This is a genomic window from Actinomadura sp. NPDC049382 (assembly GCF_040677125.1).
GTDB lineage: Bacteria > Actinomycetota > Actinomycetes > Streptosporangiales > Streptosporangiaceae > Spirillospora > Spirillospora geliboluensis.
The window spans coordinates 1-17,459 of record NZ_JBFARO010000103.1; the positions used below are offsets into that span (position 1 = coordinate 1).

General features: G+C 69.3%; 17 protein-coding genes. 11 read left to right on the forward strand and 6 right to left on the reverse strand.

Translation table 11 applies throughout. The features are described 5' to 3' along the window. Window positions 1-115: 115 nt before the first annotated feature. From AB0K34_RS35835 to AB0K34_RS35850, 4 genes are read right to left on the reverse strand one after another with little or no spacing between them, the layout of a single operon-like run. Window positions 116-1,756 carry an ABC transporter substrate-binding protein gene (locus AB0K34_RS35835; protein ID WP_364553290.1) on the reverse strand — a complete coding sequence of 547 codons (1,641 nt, stop codon included), beginning with the start codon at window positions 1,754-1,756 and terminating at the stop codon, window positions 116-118. A 51-nt stretch (window positions 1,757-1,807) separates the two neighbouring features. Continuing rightward, window positions 1,808-2,659 (reverse strand): fumarylacetoacetate hydrolase family protein, encoded by an 852-nt coding sequence (locus tag AB0K34_RS35840; RefSeq protein WP_138631943.1) that lies wholly within the window; start codon window positions 2,657-2,659, stop codon window positions 1,808-1,810. A gap of 3 nt (window positions 2,660-2,662) precedes the next feature. Next, on the reverse strand, window positions 2,663-3,586 hold the full coding sequence (locus AB0K34_RS35845; protein WP_364553292.1) for a Gfo/Idh/MocA family oxidoreductase: 924 nt from the start codon (window positions 3,584-3,586) through the stop codon (window positions 2,663-2,665). After that, window positions 3,586-4,608 (reverse strand): Gfo/Idh/MocA family oxidoreductase, encoded by a 1,023-nt coding sequence (locus AB0K34_RS35850; protein WP_364553293.1) that lies wholly within the window; start codon window positions 4,606-4,608, stop codon window positions 3,586-3,588. The genes AB0K34_RS35845 and AB0K34_RS35850 overlap by 1 nt, the downstream gene beginning before the upstream one ends. A 177-nt stretch (window positions 4,609-4,785) precedes the next feature. On the opposite strand from AB0K34_RS35850, the gene AB0K34_RS35855 reads away from it, so the two are divergent. Beyond that, entirely contained in the window at window positions 4,786-6,120 is a 1,335-nt protein-coding gene (locus tag AB0K34_RS35855; RefSeq protein ID WP_364553295.1) for an aspartate aminotransferase family protein, read from the forward strand. Between the two features lie 372 nt (window positions 6,121-6,492). Further along, window positions 6,493-6,924 carry a hypothetical protein gene (locus tag AB0K34_RS35860; protein WP_364553297.1) on the forward strand — a complete coding sequence of 144 codons (432 nt, stop codon included), beginning with the start codon at window positions 6,493-6,495 and terminating at the stop codon, window positions 6,922-6,924. Window positions 6,925-7,051: 127 nt separating this feature from the next. On the opposite strand, the gene AB0K34_RS35865 is transcribed toward AB0K34_RS35860, so the two are convergent. Further along, window positions 7,052-7,765, reverse strand: coding sequence for a restriction endonuclease (locus AB0K34_RS35865; protein ID WP_364553299.1), 714 nt, complete (start codon window positions 7,763-7,765; stop codon window positions 7,052-7,054). A 302-nt stretch (window positions 7,766-8,067) separates the two neighbouring features. Between AB0K34_RS35865 and AB0K34_RS35870 the strand changes: the two genes are divergently transcribed. From AB0K34_RS35870 to AB0K34_RS35880, 3 genes are all read left to right on the forward strand, one after another. Then, on the forward strand, window positions 8,068-8,331 hold the full coding sequence (locus tag AB0K34_RS35870) for a hypothetical protein (RefSeq protein ID WP_364553300.1): 264 nt from the start codon (window positions 8,068-8,070) through the stop codon (window positions 8,329-8,331). A 590-nt stretch (window positions 8,332-8,921) separates the two neighbouring features. Next, window positions 8,922-9,743 carry a tyrosine-protein phosphatase gene (locus AB0K34_RS35875; RefSeq protein ID WP_364553302.1) on the forward strand — a complete coding sequence of 274 codons (822 nt, stop codon included), beginning with the start codon at window positions 8,922-8,924 and terminating at the stop codon, window positions 9,741-9,743. A gap of 169 nt (window positions 9,744-9,912) precedes the next feature. After that, the gene (locus AB0K34_RS35880; RefSeq protein WP_364553304.1) at window positions 9,913-10,170 is read left to right on the forward strand and encodes a hypothetical protein; all 258 of its coding nucleotides are present in this window, start codon (window positions 9,913-9,915) and stop codon (window positions 10,168-10,170) included. Window positions 10,171-10,219: 49 nt separating this feature from the next. On the opposite strand, the gene AB0K34_RS35885 is transcribed toward AB0K34_RS35880, so the two are convergent. Next, window positions 10,220-11,098, reverse strand: a complete 879-nt coding sequence (locus tag AB0K34_RS35885) for a hypothetical protein (RefSeq protein WP_364553305.1) — start codon at window positions 11,096-11,098, stop codon at window positions 10,220-10,222. A gap of 542 nt (window positions 11,099-11,640) precedes the next feature. On the opposite strand from AB0K34_RS35885, the gene AB0K34_RS35890 reads away from it, so the two are divergent. The 6 genes from AB0K34_RS35890 (at window position 11,641) to AB0K34_RS35915 (ending at window position 17,451) form a co-directional block, all read left to right on the forward strand. Next, complete coding sequence (locus tag AB0K34_RS35890) at window positions 11,641-12,255, forward strand: TetR/AcrR family transcriptional regulator (RefSeq protein ID WP_138640751.1); 615 nt, start codon at window positions 11,641-11,643, stop codon at window positions 12,253-12,255. Continuing rightward, window positions 12,252-13,151, forward strand: coding sequence for a crotonase/enoyl-CoA hydratase family protein (locus tag AB0K34_RS35895; protein WP_138640752.1), 900 nt, complete (start codon window positions 12,252-12,254; stop codon window positions 13,149-13,151). The genes AB0K34_RS35890 and AB0K34_RS35895 overlap by 4 nt, the downstream gene beginning before the upstream one ends. A 129-nt stretch (window positions 13,152-13,280) precedes the next feature. Further along, a complete protein-coding gene (locus tag AB0K34_RS35900; RefSeq protein ID WP_364553307.1) occupies window positions 13,281-13,709 on the forward strand; it encodes a DUF4307 domain-containing protein in 429 nt (142 codons plus the stop codon). A 119-nt stretch (window positions 13,710-13,828) separates the two neighbouring features. Then, entirely contained in the window at window positions 13,829-14,851 is a 1,023-nt protein-coding gene (locus AB0K34_RS35905; protein WP_364553309.1) for an LLM class flavin-dependent oxidoreductase, read from the forward strand. 171 nt (window positions 14,852-15,022) lie between these two features. Then, window positions 15,023-16,057 (forward strand): hypothetical protein, encoded by a 1,035-nt coding sequence (locus AB0K34_RS35910; protein ID WP_364553310.1) that lies wholly within the window; start codon window positions 15,023-15,025, stop codon window positions 16,055-16,057. Between the two features lie 212 nt (window positions 16,058-16,269). Further along, a complete protein-coding gene (locus tag AB0K34_RS35915; protein WP_364553311.1) occupies window positions 16,270-17,451 on the forward strand; it encodes an SMI1/KNR4 family protein in 1,182 nt (393 codons plus the stop codon). Window positions 17,452-17,459: the final 8 nt, after the last annotated feature.

The following is a 17,459-nucleotide window of genomic DNA, read 5'->3' on the forward strand; positions in this document are numbered from 1 at the left end:
ACATTAAAACCCTCCCCCCCCCCCCGGCGCCGGGGGCCCCGCCCCCCCCCCCCCCCCCCCCGCGGCGCGGCCGGGGGGGGGGGGGGGGGGCCCCCCCCCCCCCCCCCGGCCGGGATCAGCTCAGCTTCCAGTTCGCGAAGTCCCAGGTCCCGACCTCGTTCGTCGGGAGCCCCGTCGGCTCGAAGCCGGACAACCGGGTCCGGTACGCCCAGACCGCGTCCGGGTTGTAGAGCCACAGGTACGGGACCTGCGCGTTCTCGACCTTGGCGGCCTCCTGGAACAGGCTCGTCCGCTCCGCCGGTGCCGCGACCGAGTCGGCCTTGGACAGCAGCTCGTCGAGCTTCGGGTCGCAGAAGTGCGCGACGTTGCCGCCCGCCGGGTAGGACTGGTCGCAGGCGTCGATGGTCGCGACGGTGGACGGCTCGGTCGCGTAGTTGCCGCCGCCGAACAGCGCCATGTCGTACGACTTCTTCTCGTAGGACGACAGCAGCTCGTCCGCCTGCACCTGCTTGAGCTCCACGTTCACGCCGACGGCCTTGAGCTGGCTCTGGATCACCGTCACGGCGGTGTCGCGGTCGCGCTGCCCGGGGATCCACGACAGCGTGACGGGCTTGGACCCGTCCCAGCCGGCCTCGGCGAGCAGGCTCTTGGCCTTCGCGGGGTCGTAGGCGTAGTCGTTCGCCGCGGACGTCGCGAGCTCCCCGTAGAAGCTGGAGTTCACGACCGTCCCGGCGCCGCCGAGCACCTTCTCGACCAGTCCCTTGCGGTCGATCGCGGTGAGCAGCGCCTGCCGGACGCGCGCGTCCTTGAACCGCTTCTGCGACTGGTTGAGGGCGATCCGGGTGAAGCCGGGGCTCTTGGCGGACACGACCTTGACGCCGTCCATCTTCTTCACGGTCGGCAGGTCGGTCGGCGAGACCTGGGTGAGGTCCATCTCGCCGGTGCGCAGCTGCGCGGTCGCCACGTCGGAGGTGACCGGCTTCAGGAACACCTTCTTGACCGATACCGGCTCGCGGAAGTTCGGGTTCGCCTTCAGCTCCACGTACTGGTCGGTCTTGTAGTCGGCGAACGTGAACGCCCCCGAGCCGACGGTCGGCCGGGTGAAGAAGCCGTTGTCGCCGAGCCCCTTCGCCGGGCCCTCGCCGAGGACGTGCCGGGGCAGGATCGGGGTGTTGCCGATCAGCCCCGGCAGCCCCGCCGCCGGCCGCGTCGTGGTGATCTTCACGGTGGTCGCGTCGGGCGCGGTCACGCCCGTGAGGGAGTCGGCCTTGCCGTCGGCGAGTTCCTTGGCGCCCGCCACCGCCGCGAACTTGCCCGCCTGCGCGCTGCCCGTCTCCGGGTCGGCGAGCACGGTGAAGGTGAATACCACGTCCTCGGCGGTGAGCGGCTTGCCGTCGCTCCACTTCAGGCCCGGCTTCAGCTTCACCGTGATCGTCTTGGCGTCGTCCGACACCTCGGGCGCGGCGGCGGCCAGGTGCGGCTTCAGCCCGTAGGACCCGTCCGAGCCGTACAGCGAGTCGAAGATGAACGACATGACGAGCTGGTCGGGCCCGTTGTTGGGCGCGAGCGGGCTGAACGTCTTCGGCTTCTGGTACAGGTACATGTTCAGGACGCCCGCGTCCCCGCCAGCGGACTTCTGGGTGGGGTCGGAGCTGCAGGCGGCGAGCGCGCCCGCCGCGAGCACGCCGCCCAGCGCGGCCGCGGCGGCTCGCCGCCCGGGGCCGCGGGCCCTCGTTCTCCCGGAACGAATGGTCATTGACTGCCTCTTCTCGGCGGTGGCCGGGCACCCGCCCGGCCACTGGTCCGCTCAGCGGACGCGGTTCACCAGGCTTCCGAGCCCGGTCACGCGGACCGTCATCTCGTCGCCTGCGGACAGGAACTCCCCCGATGCCATCCCCACCCCGGACGGCGTGCCGGTGTACAGCACGTCGCCGGGCTCCAGCGTCATCAGCCGGGACGCGAACGCCACCAGCTCCGCGACGCTGAAGATCATCTGACCGGTGTCGCCGTGCTGCCGGACCCGCCCGTTGACCTCCAGGATCACCTCGAGCTTCTGCGGGTCGGGCACCTCGTCCGCGGTGACGAGGTACGGGCCGAGCGCGGCGAACCCGTCGAGCCACTTGCCGTTCAGCCAGTCGAAGAACGCGACCGCGGAGTCCTCGGTGTCGCGGTCGTGGCCGTAGTCCATCTTCCGGGCCGACACGTCGTTGCCGATCGTGTAGGCGCCGACGTGGCCGAGGGCGTCCTCGACCGGGATGTCCTTGCCGCCGCGCCCGATCACCGCGACCAGCTCGGCCTCCCAGTCGATGCTGGGGCTGACCGACGGCAGCGCGATGTCCTCGCCGGGGCCGCTGACGGCGGTGCCGGGCTTGATGAACAGCCGCGGCGAGATCCGCGACTTGTCGAGCGCGTCCCCGCCCGTCTCGGTCACGTGCTCCTGGTAGTTCGCGGCCACCGCGAGGACCTTGCCGGGACGCAGCAGCGGCGCGAGCAGCGTCACCTCGTCCAGCGCGTGCTCCGTCCCGCCGGACGGCACCGAGCCGAGCCCGCCGACCAGCGCCGAGAGGTCGCCGGGGCCGAGGTCGGTGACGCGGCCGCCTTCGACGATCTCGCCGTGGCGGACTCCGCCGTCCGGCAGGCGGTACGTCGCGAGCTTCATGGATCAGACCTCCGGGGAGTCGATCGGCACGGGCGTGCCGAGGGCGAGGGAACGGGCCGCGGCGTCGGTGACGCGCAGCGCGGCGAGGGCGTCGGCCGGGCCGGCCTCGGGCGGCCGGCCGGTGACGACGGCGGTGTGCAGCGCGGTGAGCATCCGGTCGACGGTGCCGGGGCCGTGCCAGGCGGTGCGGCTGCCCGTCACCGTCCGGACGGACGCGCCCGGCTTGGCGGCGTCGACGTCCATGACCCCGCCGGAGCCGCTGATGCGGTACCGGTGCAGCGCCATGCCGGGGGCGTCGACGGTGCCGCGCAGCCGGCCGACGGTGATGGTGCTGGTCATGCCGTGCTCGTGGTCGAGCAGCAGGACCGTGAACCGGCTCCGCTCGCGGCCCGGCACGGCGTGCACGCGGCGGACCGCCTGCCCGGTGAGGGCCCGCACCACGTCCACGGGGTAGAGGCCGAAGTTGACGAGTTCGCCGTCCGGGCACGGGTCGCCGCCGTCGACGAGGAAGTCGGCCTGGACGTTCCAGGGCAGCCCGACGCGTCCGGAGGCGAGCGCCCCCTTGGCGGCCTGGACGGCGGCGCCGAACCGGTGGTGGTGCGCCGGCATGCAGACCAGGCCGGTCTCGGCCGCGACCGCGGCGATCGCCTCGACGCCGGCCGCGTCCAGCGCGAGCGGCTTGTCGGCGAGGACGTGGCAGCCGGCGCGCAGCGCCTCGACGACCCGGTCGGCCCGCTCCTCCGGCGGCGCGCACACGCAGACGACCTCGGCGCCCGTCGCGCGGACGGCTCCGCCGATGTCCGGCCGGTCGCTCTCCACGACCTCGAACCCGGCGTGCGCCCGGAACGCGGGAAGGTACATGTCGTGCTGGTGGTCCTGGGTCCCGAACCCGCCCGACCCCCAGGGCAGCACCTTGAGCGTGCGCATCAGGACGCCTCCTTGAGGACGTCGGCGACCCGGACGGGCTCGCCGGTCGTGATCGATCGTTCGGCGGCGACGCCCATCGCCACGGCCAGCAGCCCGTCCTCGCCGGTCACGAGCGGCGGCTCGCCGGTGACGGCGTCGGCCCAGGCGGCGATCTGGAGGGCGAACCCGTCGCCGCCGCCGGGCGGGAGCAGCGCGGTGCCGGTCTCGTCGGTGGCGGTCCCCGACTCGGCGTCCCAGGGGAGGGTGAGGATCCCGCCGCTCCCGGCGACCATGACGTCGCGGCGGGCGAAGGACGCCGGGCGGTGCCCGCGGCTCATCTCGCACACGGCGGTCGCGCCGCCCGCGAATCCGACCGTCATCTCCAGGTAGTCGTAGATGCCCAGTTCCGCAGCGGTCTGGCGGCGGCCTCGCGCGTACACGGTCTCCGGGGTGTCGTCCGTCCACCAGGTGACGAGGTCCAGCAGGTGGACGCCGTTGTGCAGCGCGTGCCCGCCGGACCGGGCCGGGTCGAGCATCCAGCCGCGCCAGTCCGGCCAGATCCAGCCGCCGAGGATCGCCAGCCGGACGAGGTCGACCGTGCCCAGTTCACCGGAGCGCAGCACGTCGCGGACCGTCCGCGCGTAGTCGTAGTAGCGGTGGCTGTGCGCGGGCATCAGCACCCGCCCGGCCGCCGCGAACGCCTCGACCGCCCGGCGCGCGCCGGCCACCCCGGTGGCGAGCGGCTTCTCGATCAGCAGGTGCGCGCCCGCCTCCGCGACCTCCACGGCGATGTCGGCGTGCGTGTCGTTCGGGGTGCAGACGACGCAGCCGCCGGCGCCGGTCTCCGCGAGCGCCGCCGCGAGGTCGGTGAAGGCCGGCACGCCGCCGTTCGCGCGGGCCGCGGCGGCGGCCCGGCCGGGGTCGATGTCGACCACGCCGGCGAGCTCCAGCCGCGGCTCGGCATGGATCGCGGCGGCGTGCTGCGCGGCTATGAAACCGGTGCCGACGACCAGCGTCCGAAGCGGCACGGAATGGGATTCCATGTCGAGGGATCCTGATCCCCAGGCCATTCACGTGTCAAGGGTTCGCGGGAGAAAAACTTGAGGTCTCCCTGCTCAACCGGAGGCCCCGCAATCGAAGGGTTGACATGGAACGCCTTTCCATGAACTATTCGCCGACAGCGTCACCCACCACTCGCCAATCTCTTGGGGGCTCCCAGAATGACCACCGCCGAGCTGGCCGGGCGCAGGTCCGGCGCGGAACTGCTCGCCGCCGCGCAGGCCGTGATCCCCGGCGGCGTCAACTCCGCCACCCGCCTGGTCGGCGTGCCGCACGCGATCACCGCCGCGTCCGGCGCGCACGTCACCGACGCCGACGGACGCCGCTACCTCGACTACCACGCGGCGTTCGGCGCGATCCTGCTCGGCCACGCCGCGCCCGAGGTCGACGACGCGGTGCGCGCCGCCATCGGGGGAGTCGACCTGGTCGGCTGGGGGGTCACCGAGCCGGAGATCGAGCTGGCCCGGCTGGTCACCGAGACGATCCCGTCCGCCGAGCAGATGATCTCGGCGATGTCGGGCAGCGAGGCCACCGCGCAGGCGGTCCGGCTGTCCCGCGCGGTCACCGGCCGGCCGCTGATCGTCAAGTTCCAGGGCGGGTTCCACGGCTGGCACGACGCCGTCGCCCGCAACGTCATCTCCGCGCCGGACCGCGCCTACGGCAGCGACCCGCTGTCGGGCGGCATCCTGCCGGAGGCGCTGGACGCCACGCTGATCGCCGAGTTCAACGACCTGGACTCCGTCCGCGCCCTGTACGAGGCGCACCCGGACCGGATCGCGGCCGTGATCATGGAGCCGATCCCGCACAACGTCGGCGCCCTCGTCCCGACGCGGGAGTTCGTGACCGGGCTGCGCGCCCTCACCGCCGAGCAGGGCTCGCTGCTCATCTTCGACGAGGTGATCACCGGGTTCCGGCACGCGCCCGGCGGCTACCAGCAGGTCTGCGGCGTCCTGCCCGACCTCACCACCTTCGGCAAGGCGATGGGCAACGGCTACCCGATCGCCGGGCTCGCCGGCCCGCGCCGCCTGATGGAGCACTTCAGTTCGGCGGGCGGGGAGGTGCTGCTCGCCGGGACCTTCAACGGCAACCCGGTCTCGTCCACCGCCGCCATCGCCACCATCACCTACCTGCGCGAGCACCCCGACTTCTACGAGCGCACCCACGCTCTCGGCGACCGCATGCGCGCCGGCCTCACCGGCATCTGCGCCGACCTCGGCATCGCGGCCACCGCCGCGGGCTTCGGCGGGGTGTTCAGCCTCTACTTCATCGAGGGGCCGATCCGCGGCTACCGCGACCTCCTGCGCAACGACCATGCCGCCTACGTGGCCTTCCATCGCCGCATGACCGACCGCGGCTTCCTGATGCTGCCGCTCACCCTCAAGCGCAACCACATCTCCGCCGCGCACACCGAGGAGGACATCGACCGCACTCTGGACGCGGCCCGCGACGTCCTCCGCTCGATCCGCGACGACGGCATCCTCACCCCTGCCGAGTAGACGACGGAGGGGAACGGTGGCCGCTTTGCAGAGCGGCCACCGTTCCATTTCGGAAGGGCTCAGCGCGCGAGCATCAACTCGGCGAGCATGGACGCGCCATCGGATTGCGAGATGACCACCTTGACGTGCTTGGCCGTGGTGGCTCGGCCGAGTTCCGCCCAGGCGATCTGCCCGGCCCGAACATTGACATGGAACAAAATTCCGCGTTGAGTCGGTGTCGGGTGAAGCTCAGGCGTCCTTTTCGGCGACAACCCCCACTTCTCGTAACTGGCGGGAAATCCGGTTGTTCGCGCCGGGCGCGCGCCCCAGGATGGAACGTGTGGACGTTCCCGGGCTCGCCCCCGAGGCGGTCGGACGTGGAGGTGGGGAGTGGTGGGAAGTAGGAACCCTCGGGAGAAGAAGCGGCTCAGCTATGCCAAAGATCGCCGCAACGCCTACGCGGAGAACGACAAGTCGTCGAGGAACGCGGTACGGCTTAACAAGCGGTTCCCCAATCGCGCCAACCGCCATCGTCTCCAGCGGATCCTTCGGGACGCCACGGGCACCCTTGACGCCGATAAGGCCGGGGAAGTCGAGGAGGTGCTGGCGCGCCGGCGGCCGAAGACGTGGCGAAAAGAGCCTGGTCTACCACTGGGGGACTGGGTCGAGAGCAGGCTGCAACGGCGCATTCACCAGGAAGGCGAAGGCTCCGCTGACGAGCGCCGCCTTGCCAGAGCTGAGCGGCGCCGCAGCCGGCGAGCGAAGCTCCGCTCCCTCAGGCAGGCGCAGGTCGCCACCAAGGGGACCGTCGAGCGGCGCTGGTGACGCTGTGATCTAAGGGTCACCTTCGGCGTGCACGCTGATGTCGTGCTGGTCGCAAGCGGTACCGGTTCCGCCTGGACGATTTCGTGACCGAGCCGTCCAGCCTGGAGAGAGCCTGGCGCAGCGAGGCTCAACTGGCGTTGCCGTAGCGGGCGTCCGCAGCGATGCCGAGGACGTCGTGCAGATGGACGCCGTCGGTGGCCCAGCGGATGAGGGCGGCCTTGTCGATGAGGTGGATCCCGGCCTTGGCGGAGAAGGCCAGCGCATCACGGGTGTATCCGCTGGTGGTGACGACGAGCATCATCCGGGCCTGGTAGATGGGCCAGGCGGCACCGGCGACCTTCTGGACGTCGTCGGACTTGACCTTGTTATTCGGGTTGTAGTGCTTGACCTGGACGATCCAGCGTTCGTCGAGCGCGGCGTCGTAGCCGATAACGTCGCCGGAGAAGTCGCCCGTTCTGCCGGTGTGCTCCGCGTCGATCCCGTCGCGGCGCATGAGGTGCATGATCGCGATCTCGAAGTCGCGCCAGTGCATGTCCCGCATCTGCGCGAATGTCAGGCTGTAGGAGCTGACTCTTTCCCGGCGTTCCAGCTCGGCGGACCACAAGGACCGCCAGTAGCGGTCGGACGCGAACGCGAGCAGTGCGAGGCCGGGGAGCGACAGGTACCAGTAGGTGATCGAGAGTTGCCACAGGTATGCGAGAAGCGCGATCAGGCCCAGCAGCAGGAGCACGCATACGGCCCATCCCTCAACGCTGCGCGGCCTTCGGGGCAATGCCACCCAGCCCGGCAGCCACCAGGGCCGTAAAGCCCCGTACTCCTCGGTGGACCAGTCGTGACCCATGCGTTCCTCCTGCCAGTTCCCCGTGCCGTCGAGGCCGTGGCCAGGATCGAAACACACCGGTCCGACAGGATCCGCCGCAAACCCGAGACAGTGAGAAACTTGTCCACCGGAAGGCAGGCCAACCTGCCTTCCGCGCCCGGAGGCGGCGCCTCAAAGCCGCGGGCCACGAGGCGGGCTAAGATGCGGGGATCGAGGAACACTCTCCCGAGAGGACGGTCCTCGACGACGCGTCTCTGGGCCTCGGCGGCCTGGTCCAGTGGATAGACCCCGTCTATCGCGGGTTTGATGGCCCGGACGGAAAGATGCCCGCGCAGGGTGCGGTAGGTGTCGGCGACCGTGCCGGCGGTGTAGCCGATGCTGACGAGGACTCCGCCGCGCGCCAGTGCTACGAGCGCTGGCAGCAGCGGATCTGCGATGACGGACTCGACCCGGCGACCGCCACCCTGGTGCGGCTCGCCGTGGACGGCTGGTGGATGGCCCGGCTGCTCGGCCTCGCCCCGCCGCGCGACGGCCTGCACACCGAGGTGCGCGCGCGGCTGACCGCGCTGATCAGCGAGGAGCACTGAATGCCGTACGTGCTGCTCGGCGCGGGCATCGTCGTCGCCGGCATGACCGTCATGAACCTCGGCGGCGGGGTGAGCCACGGATGAGGCCGGACCGGCTACTCGCGGCGACCAAGGTCGCCATGTTGCTCACCGACATCGGGTTCTGTTCATACGACGACCGCCTTTTGCGCTCGGTCACCGGTAACACGCCGACTGCCGAATGCGAGACATCCCACTACCGTCCGGCCAACAAACTGGTGCCAACTGGTACCAGGTAAATCGGGCTTCAGTGAATCCGGGACACCTCAAGGCGCCGTGGTGCTGTGGGGGGAGGGGGACCGGCGATTACTGGCGACTGCCGGTGTACGCCAGATGTCATTGGTCGGCCGTGGAGCGGTTTTGTTCACCTTTGGTCGATGCCCTTCAGGTGACGAGTTGGCGATGTGGTCATTTCCTCAATGGCGCGGGCGGTCGGAGCGCGGCCGTTGTCGCCCCGCACAATGATCGCCGGGAAGATTTGAGAGCCTGCCAGTTCATCCCCGTCCGCTCGGACAGCATCATGACGGGCGTCACGTCCATCCCCCCGCCGGGGCCATCCGACAAGGATCGTCATGCGCACCCCCCGTACGTCCGCAGCCCTGCTCGGCGCCGCCCTGCTGGCCGGCGCGCTGAGCGCACCGCCCGCCCTCGCCGAGGCCCCGAACCGGGCGCCGGCCACGGCGACCCTGGCCGCCGCGCCCCGGCTGGCCACGGCCACCAACTTCCGCGACCTCGGCGGCTACGCGACCGCCGACGGCCACCACGTCCGCACCGGCGTCGTCTACCGCTCCAACTCCCTGGCCCATCTGTCGGCCGCCGACCAGCAGACGCTGCTCGGCCTCGGAATCACCCTGGACGTGGACCTGCGCAATTACAAGGAACGTTCGGAGGACCCCGACCTGCTGCCTGCCGGGATCACTTACCAGGTCGCCGACGTCGAGGACCTCACGCACGGGATCTCCTTCGCCAATCCGGCGCTGGGCAGCCTGCTGTACGGGCTGGTGACCGGGTCGTCCAACCTCGGCCAGTCCATCGCCTACCCGTTCATGGTGGACTTCAGCGGTGCGAGCCGCGCCTACCACGACCTGCTCACCTCCATCGCGGCCAACCCCGGCGCGACGGTGTTCCACTGCACCGCGGGCAAGGACCGGACCGGCTGGGGCGCGGCGGTGCTGCTGACGATCCTCGGCGTCCCGAAGGCGACGGTGTACCAGGACTACATGGCCAGCAACACCTACCTCGGCCGGTCGGACGCCGTGGAGTCCGCTTGGCTGGACGAGGCGTTCCATGAGGTCGACCAGGCCTACGGGAGCTTCGACAACTACGTCCGCAACGGCCTGAAGCTGAGCGACGCCACCGTCGCAGCGCTGCGCTCCCGGCTGCTTACCTCCTGATCCGCTCGAAGCCGACGGCCGTCGGCTCCGGCTCCACGATCGATCAGGTGCCACCGTTAGTGCTTGCTGAGAGGTACGTCCGGGGCCGTCGTGGGGCTGCTGGTTCCAGACGCCCGGTTCTTGCTTGGACCCTCGTTGGGCAGTGGCGGCTGACGGGTTGGTGGAGCAGATGGGCATTTCCGAGACCCAGGTCAGCGAGATGTCCAAGATGCTGGACGCCAAGGTGACCGTCTTCTTGGGCGTGCTGGCGGCCACCAGTAGGGCGTCGGCACACATCGCGAGAGCCGCCGACCGGAACGTGTCCGATCGGCGGCTCTCGCGGGCGGTGGCGGCAATCAACTTCTCAACCGGCAAACCGAATCGCTGGCATCGTCGGGTTCAGGCGCTATGTCTACTCGCCGGTCACGCGCCGCCGCCTTGGCCTTAAGGGCACATAGGGGAGAAGGCGGCGTGTGATGAGGCGTACATGTAGCGCTCTAGCCCTGCCCGCCGTGGTCGGGGCAGAGCGTTTTGATCCATCCCCGGTCGGTCTCCCTGCCCGGCTCGCCGCAGACTTCGCAGGTGCGCCGGGACTCGTCGCGAGCAGCCTGCAGGATGTCGCTGACCCGGGCGCCGAGTTCGCGGTTGATGCCGAGTTCGCCGGTGGCGGGGTCGATGTACACGCCCAGGTTGATGTCCAGCATGCCCCATTTCTCCTTGACCTGGGCGACCTGGTAATTCGGCAGCACCTGGAGGAGTTCGGCGTGGGCCCGCATCAGGATGTCGTGCCATCCGGCTCCGACAAGGTCGAGGTACTGGGGAATCTGTCTGTCGGCCGTGTTCGTCATCGAACCGGTCCCGCCTCCTTCTCGTGTTGCATTTGACCGGCCCAGCTCATGGCCGGATACGCGCTGTATCGGGGATTCGAGCCAAGCTGCTGTCTTGCGATGACGGCCCAACCCCACGATGTCGAACTCGTCATGACCGATCCGTCCGCCGGTGACGCCCAGGCGCTGCAACGCCATGGAGATCGGGCCGCTGTAAGCGTGACCGCGTTGGGCGAAGACCACCGTGCCGCTCTGCCAGATTCGCGCGGCCTGTTCTCCCGGACTGCCGCCGTGGGTGTCGTTGGTGGCGTGCACGACTGGACCGTGCGCCGACCAATCCTGGAATACCTCGTCGAGGCGGCGCTGGAGGGCGAGACTGCTCTCCGGGGCGTCCGGCCCGCCGTCCCCGACGAGTAGAACGATGACCTCTGAGGTCAGGGGTATCAAGGCGAAGCCATGGCTGAGCGCCACCACCGGCACGCCGTGCTCGCTCGCCAGCCTCTCCAGGACTTCGCGCTTCCCGAGGACGGCGTTCAACTCATGAGCCATGCTCCCCCAAAGCGTTCAACAGATGGCAAGACCATAGCGGCGACAGGTTCCCGACAACACGGCCACAAGCACAGAACAGAGTGGGACCCGTGGTCCCGCACGACGCCTCCGTGATCGAGGTCATGCAAGGCGATACGTCGACCCTTTGAGTTTGGGGTGACGGCCTGAGTGAGGGCGTACGGCCATCGACCTCACTGCCCGTCCCGCCGGGGCGACCGCGGCGGGACGGGCAAGATAACGAAGTCCTGGGAGGGGTGTTCATTAGGCACTGCTGCTCTTGATGGCGAAGAGTCCAGATTGGGGGATGAGTGTGTCATCGGCTGGGTCTTGATCGGGGTCTGACGGAAGTGGCATCCCGACGCGGCGCCCGATGGCTGCTGACTTGGCCGCGCCGACGGGTCGGCGCCCAACCAGCTCGCCCTCGTGATGTTCCGGAGCCCTTCTCCGACCGCTAGCCCAGGCTCAGGCCCACCCCTTTACAGTCAGCTCTGACTGTGAGACCGTGCGTTTCGCAGTCGGAGGTGACTGTGAATTGGAGAGGGATGTCCAAGCGCGAGGAGCAGCGGGCCGCGACGCGGGCTCGGATCGTGGAAGCGGCGGTCGAGTCGCTGGTCGAGGCGGGCGCCGCGGCGACCACGACCGTCGAGGTGCAGCGGCGGGCGGGAGTGAGCCGGGGCGCGCTGCTGCACCATTTCGCCACTCATGAGGAGCTGTTCGGGGCGGCGGTCGGCCGTCTGGTGCAGCGCAATGAGGACGCAGTGCGGGAGGAACTCGCCGCGGCGTCGGCGTCGGGGGACGCGCTGCTGCGAGGGGCGCGGATCCTGCGAGCGGTGCTGCGGCGGCCGTCCTTCGGTGCGGAGCTGGAACTGTGGGCGGTGGCCCGGACCAATCCACGCCTGCGGCAGGTGCTGCGGCGGGCCGAGGGCGCGGCGCGCCGGGACCTGTTCCGGGTGGTCGGCGAGATCCTCGGCCCGGAGGTCACCGGGATGCCCGGATATCCGCTGGTCGCCGAGCTGACCGTGCAACTGCTGCGCGGCATGGCCATCTCCGACGTCCTCTACCGCGAGGACGCCGACCGCGACGCGCTGCTGGAGCAGTGGGTGGAGGTCGTCCGGCCGCTGCTTGCGGCCCCCGGCCCCCAGGAGGAGGAACGATGAACGAAGAACGGCCGTCGACGGTCCTGTACGAGGTCGCGGACCGCAAGGCGTACCTGACGCTCAATCGGCCCGACCGGCTGAACGCGATCGACTTCCACATGCCCGGCGACCTGGCCGCGGCGGTGAAGCGCGCCAACACCGACCCGCGGGTCCACGTGATCGTGCTGCGCGGCGCGGGACGGGCGTTCTGCAGCGGCTACGACCTGAAGATCTCCGCCGAGGACGGCCAGGGCACGCAGGGCTCGGGCGACGGCGACCCCGTTTGGGACCCGATCAAGGACTACGCGGTGATGAAGGAGTTCACCGACGACTACTTCTCCCTGTGGCGCTCCCTCAAGCCCACCATCGCCCAGGTGCACGGCTTCGCCGTCGCTGGCGGCAGCGACATCGCGCTGTCGTGCGATCTGGTGGTGATGGCCGAGGACGCCCGCATCGGCTACATGCCGGCCCGGGTCTGGGGCTGCCCCACCACCGCCATGTGGGTCTACCGGCTCGGGGCCGAGCGCGCCAAGCGCATGCTGCTGACCGGCGACACGATCGACGGCCGCACCGCCGCCGAGTGGGGGCTGGTCCTGGAGGCGGTGCCCGCGGACGGCCTGCAGGCCCGCGTGGAGGAGCTCGCCGACCGGATGGCGGGCGTCCCGGTCAACCAGCTCGCCATGCAGAAGCTGATGATCAACCAGGCCTACGACAACATGGGCCTGCACGGCACCCAGATCCTGGCGACGCTCTTCGACGGCATCACCCGGCATTCGCCCGAAGGCCGCTGGTTCCAGGAGTTCGCCGCCGCCCACGGCTTCCACGAAGCGGTCAAGTGGCGTGACTCGGGCCGCTGGATCCCCGAGGGCGGTGGACCCGTTCCCACCGAAGAGGAACTGCGGGGCGAAGCGCCGTGAGGCGGAACCGGCGCTGATGTCCGAGCCGCCACCTGCGGCGCGCCTCGGTGGAGGACCCCGGTGCGGCCGTCCGGGAAAGCGCCCGGAGAATGATCAAAACGGTCCGCACCATCCAGGAGAACCGTCGTTATGCCCCTGAGTTCCGAGCTGCCGCATTCCGGCCGCCGCCGGCGTGGTCTCGGTCCGGTCGGCGCGACCGTCGTCGCGGCGTTCGTGGTTCCGCTCGCGCTGCTGTGGTCGTTGTTCCCGGCCAACTACAGTTCGCGGCCAGGGATCCAGTCGGAGACCGTCGCGTGGCGGGTGCACAGCGACGACGCCGTCCAGATCACCTATGCGGTGGGCAAGCTCAAGGACGACACCGTCCGCTGCGTGGTCGACGCCTTCGACACCGACTTCGCGGTGATCTACCAGCGCTCGATCATCGTTCCTGCGGGAACCACGAGCCTGCGCCGGACTGAGACGCTGCCGACCCCGCACCGCGCGACCGGCGCCCGCATCCGCTCCTGCCGCTCGCTCAACCGCAGCGAGCCCACGAATGAGGAGCGCCGTGGGCTGTGATCCCACGCAAGAGGAAACGACAACCAAGATCGTCGATGTGTGACGGTCCGTGACCGTGGTATGGCCATGTGGGCGGCCGCCGCTGGAATCTCGTAGGCGCTGAGGTGGTTGAGGTCGGTGTGAAGAAGATCGGTTTTCTCTCGTTCGGTCACTGGAGTGACAGCGCCGGCTCGCGGACACGGTCGGCGGCGGACGCTCTCCTGCAATCGGTCGATCTCGCCGTGGCCGCGGAGGAACTCGGCGCCGACGGCGCCTATTTCCGGGTGCACCATTTCGCCAGGCAGCTGGCATCGCCCTTCCCGCTGCTGTCCGCGATCGGCGCGAAGACCTCGCGCATCGAGATCGGCACCGGTGTGATCGACATGCGTTACGAGAACCCGATGTACTTCGCCGAGGACGCCGGGGCCGCCGACCTGATCTCCGGTGGGCGCCTGCAACTGGGCATCAGCCGAGGATCACCGGAGCAGGTCATCGACGGGTGGCGGTACTTCGGGTACGAGCCGTCCGAAGGTGACTCCGATGCCGACATGGCGCGCAAGCACACCGAGGTACTGCTCACGGTGCTGCAGGGCAGAGGCTTCGCCGAGCCGAATCCGCGGCCGATGTTCCCCAATCCGCCCGGGCTGCTGCGCGTCGAGCCACATTCCGAGGGTCTGCGCGACCGCATCTGGTGGGGCTCGGGCTCCAACGCCACCAGCCTGTGGGCGGCCAAGCTAGGCATGAACCTGCAAAGCTCCACGCTCAAGGACGACGAGACCGGCGAGCCGCTGCACGTCCAGCAGCGCAAGCAGATCGAGGCCTACCGGCAGGCGTGGAAGGACGCCGGACACCGACGCCAGCCGCGCGTGTCGGTCAGCCGCAGCATCTTCGCGCTGACCAGCGACCTGGATCGCGCCTACTTCGGCCGGAACGCCGACTCGGGCGACCACATCGGAATGATCGACGAGAAGACCAGGGCGATCTTCGGACGCTCGTACGCGGCCGAGCCGGACGTGCTGGTCAAGCAACTCGCCAACGACGAGGCCATTCAGGCCGCCGACACGCTGCTCCTCACGGTCCCCAACCAACTCGGCGTGGACTACAACGCCCACGTCCTGGAGAACATCCTGACCCACGTGGCACCCGAACTCGGCTGGCGCTGACACCAAAGCCAACCCCCCGCCCATCGCGGCATGAGCGGGCCGTTGTCCAGGTACTTCGACTTCTACCTCGCTTGCGCTCAAATGGCAGAGCCGCTGTATACGGTGAGTTGCGTGCCAGAGGTCGAAGTGGATTTCGGAGCTGGACCAAGACGGTTCGCACGTTCAACGCGTGTGCTCAACCTCGGCCCGGGCGACGGCGGTCCTGTGTCCGCCGAGGGCTCTGTCGACTGGTCGCAGTTGGACAAGTTCCCGGCGTGTGTCACCGTTGAGTGGTCCGGCGCCGCACGCGGCATCGTCGACGCGCTCGCCAGACGTCCCGGTATCCAGTTCCTGTACTGGGACGATGCTTCCGGCGACATTGACCTCACCGCGACCCGCCTGGGCACGGTCAGGCTGGACGGCGCTCGGCTACGCAGCGTCCGCCTTCCAGAGTCGGTGACCTCGTTGTTCCTGCGGAGACCGCCGGCGACGCTACGGGTTGACGCGCCCGATTCCGGGCGGCGGCTCGACCTGCGGCTCTTTCAGTACGGACCGGACGTCGTGGTCCCGGACGGTTTGCAAGGTGTGCCCAAGCTGTGGCTTTGGGTCGGGGGAACGATATCCGCCGGAGCGCTCGCCAAGCTGACCGGTTTGGAGGAACTGACGATCACCTTCGGCGATCCACCCGGTGTCATTACCGACCTGAACGAGTTCATCGCCCTCGCCCGCCTCCGGTCACTGCAGTTCGACAGTGCTTACGGCCTCGATCCGAGCAAGTTGCCTGAACTGCCGTCGCTGCGCCGGATTCACCTTGAAGGGACCAGCCGGACGATCGCCGCCGCGGCCAAGGCGCGGTTCACCGGCGGTGGGGTCGAAGTGACGGTCAGCGGCGCCAAGTCAGAGGCGTGGCTGGCAGCCCATATGCACAACCCGTTCCGGGGCTGGGTGGAGGACTCCGAGTCATTCGCAGCGGCCGCGTGTGAGGCCTACGCCGATGCGGTGCGAGCGATTGAGGCGATCGAGTCTGGGACAACCGAAGGTGGAGACGCCGCCGAACGGATTTTGCGTCGTTTCGGTGCCGACCTCAATGCGATCGAGTCCGAGTACGGTTTGATCGACACGGACTATCGCGAACAAGCCTGGGATGTGTTCCGCGGCCTGGCCGAACGCGCTCACGTTCCTGCACAGCAGGCCAGTCAGTGGTTCGACGACGATCGCAGATTTTGAGCGCACCACGCCAGACTCTCCGACACGTCCGGCTGATGATTCAGGCTCGACGTCGAGCGCCCAGCCGGCGGCATGAGAGGACGTGGCTGGAGGCGTCCGGTCTGTTCGGTTTCTGGGCACGCCTGAACGTGTCGGGGATATAACTGATGCCCGAATGGTGGTGTTGGGCCTCGGACGAGGGACCTCGGCCCTCGACCTGGAGTGGATACGGCATGGCATCTACTGATGGCGCTCGTACTGTCGAGCAGTGGCGCCGGTACCTCGCCGAGTACAGCGCCGAGGTGTTGCGGGTCGTTCCCGAGGACGAACTGCACGAGGTCGGCGACCTGCAGCGGTCCACTGGCTGGCTGGGCTTCGACGGCGCCGGCGAAGACCGACTCGCTGTGCTGGAGGAGCGTCTGGGTGTTCGCCTGCCGCAGAGCTATCGGTCGTTCCTCGCAGTGTCTGACGGGTGGCTCCACATCAGCCCGTTCATGTGGACGATGCGCACCAGCGGCGAGGTCGGCTGGTTCCGTGATGCCGATGCCGAATTGTGGGAGATCATCCGCGAGAACGGTACGCTTGAGGAGACCGCGCTCGCCGACCGCGCGTTGCTGGTCTCTGGTGACGGCGACGCCCAGTACTGGCTGCTCGACCCCGATGATGTGTCGGCGGCCGGCGAATGGGCGGCTTACGTCTGGGCCAGTTGGTATCCCGGTTTTGGTAAGCGACACGACTCGTTCGCCGCGTTGGTGGATGCCGAACGCGCATCTTTCGAAGACCTCACTGGGCGCGATGGCCGTCCGGTTCACCCCGATGGTGCCGACGAGTTGGTGGCCGAGGGCCGCGAACGGGCCTTGCAGGGTGAGGTCCGCGCCGCTGCGGACGCTTTCGCGCAAGCCGCCACCAAGGGCTCGGGTTCCGGCGCCTACCTAGCCGTCATCCTGAATGCCTTCCTTGATCTGACCCATGCGCACCACGAGATCCGCAATGGCATCCTCGCCCACCCACACGTGGTCGAGGAGATCGGGCTGGAACAGGTGCGCGCCGAGGCCGTGCCGCTGTTCCTGTACCGCTCGGCCCGAGCAGGATTGTCGGTCGCCCCACACCTTCAGCTCTTCGCCGGGATCCTGACCGAGGAGGAGATCGAGCGGATCGACACATTCGTGCCAACACCGCTACCAGAACCGCCCGACTTCCAGGAGGCGCTGCACCGAGCCCGGACGCTCGTCCACGCCGGAGCCACCGACCGTGCCTGGAGCGTCATTGAGGCCGCGCTGCCCCGCTGGCACTCAGACTCCCTGTGGCGCATCGCGCCGGTCGTACTGCTCACCGACCCGATACTGCGAGACCTGGTCACCCCCGAACGCGCCCGAACCATCGTGACCACGCCACGCGGGAACAACCGCTACTGACGCCGATT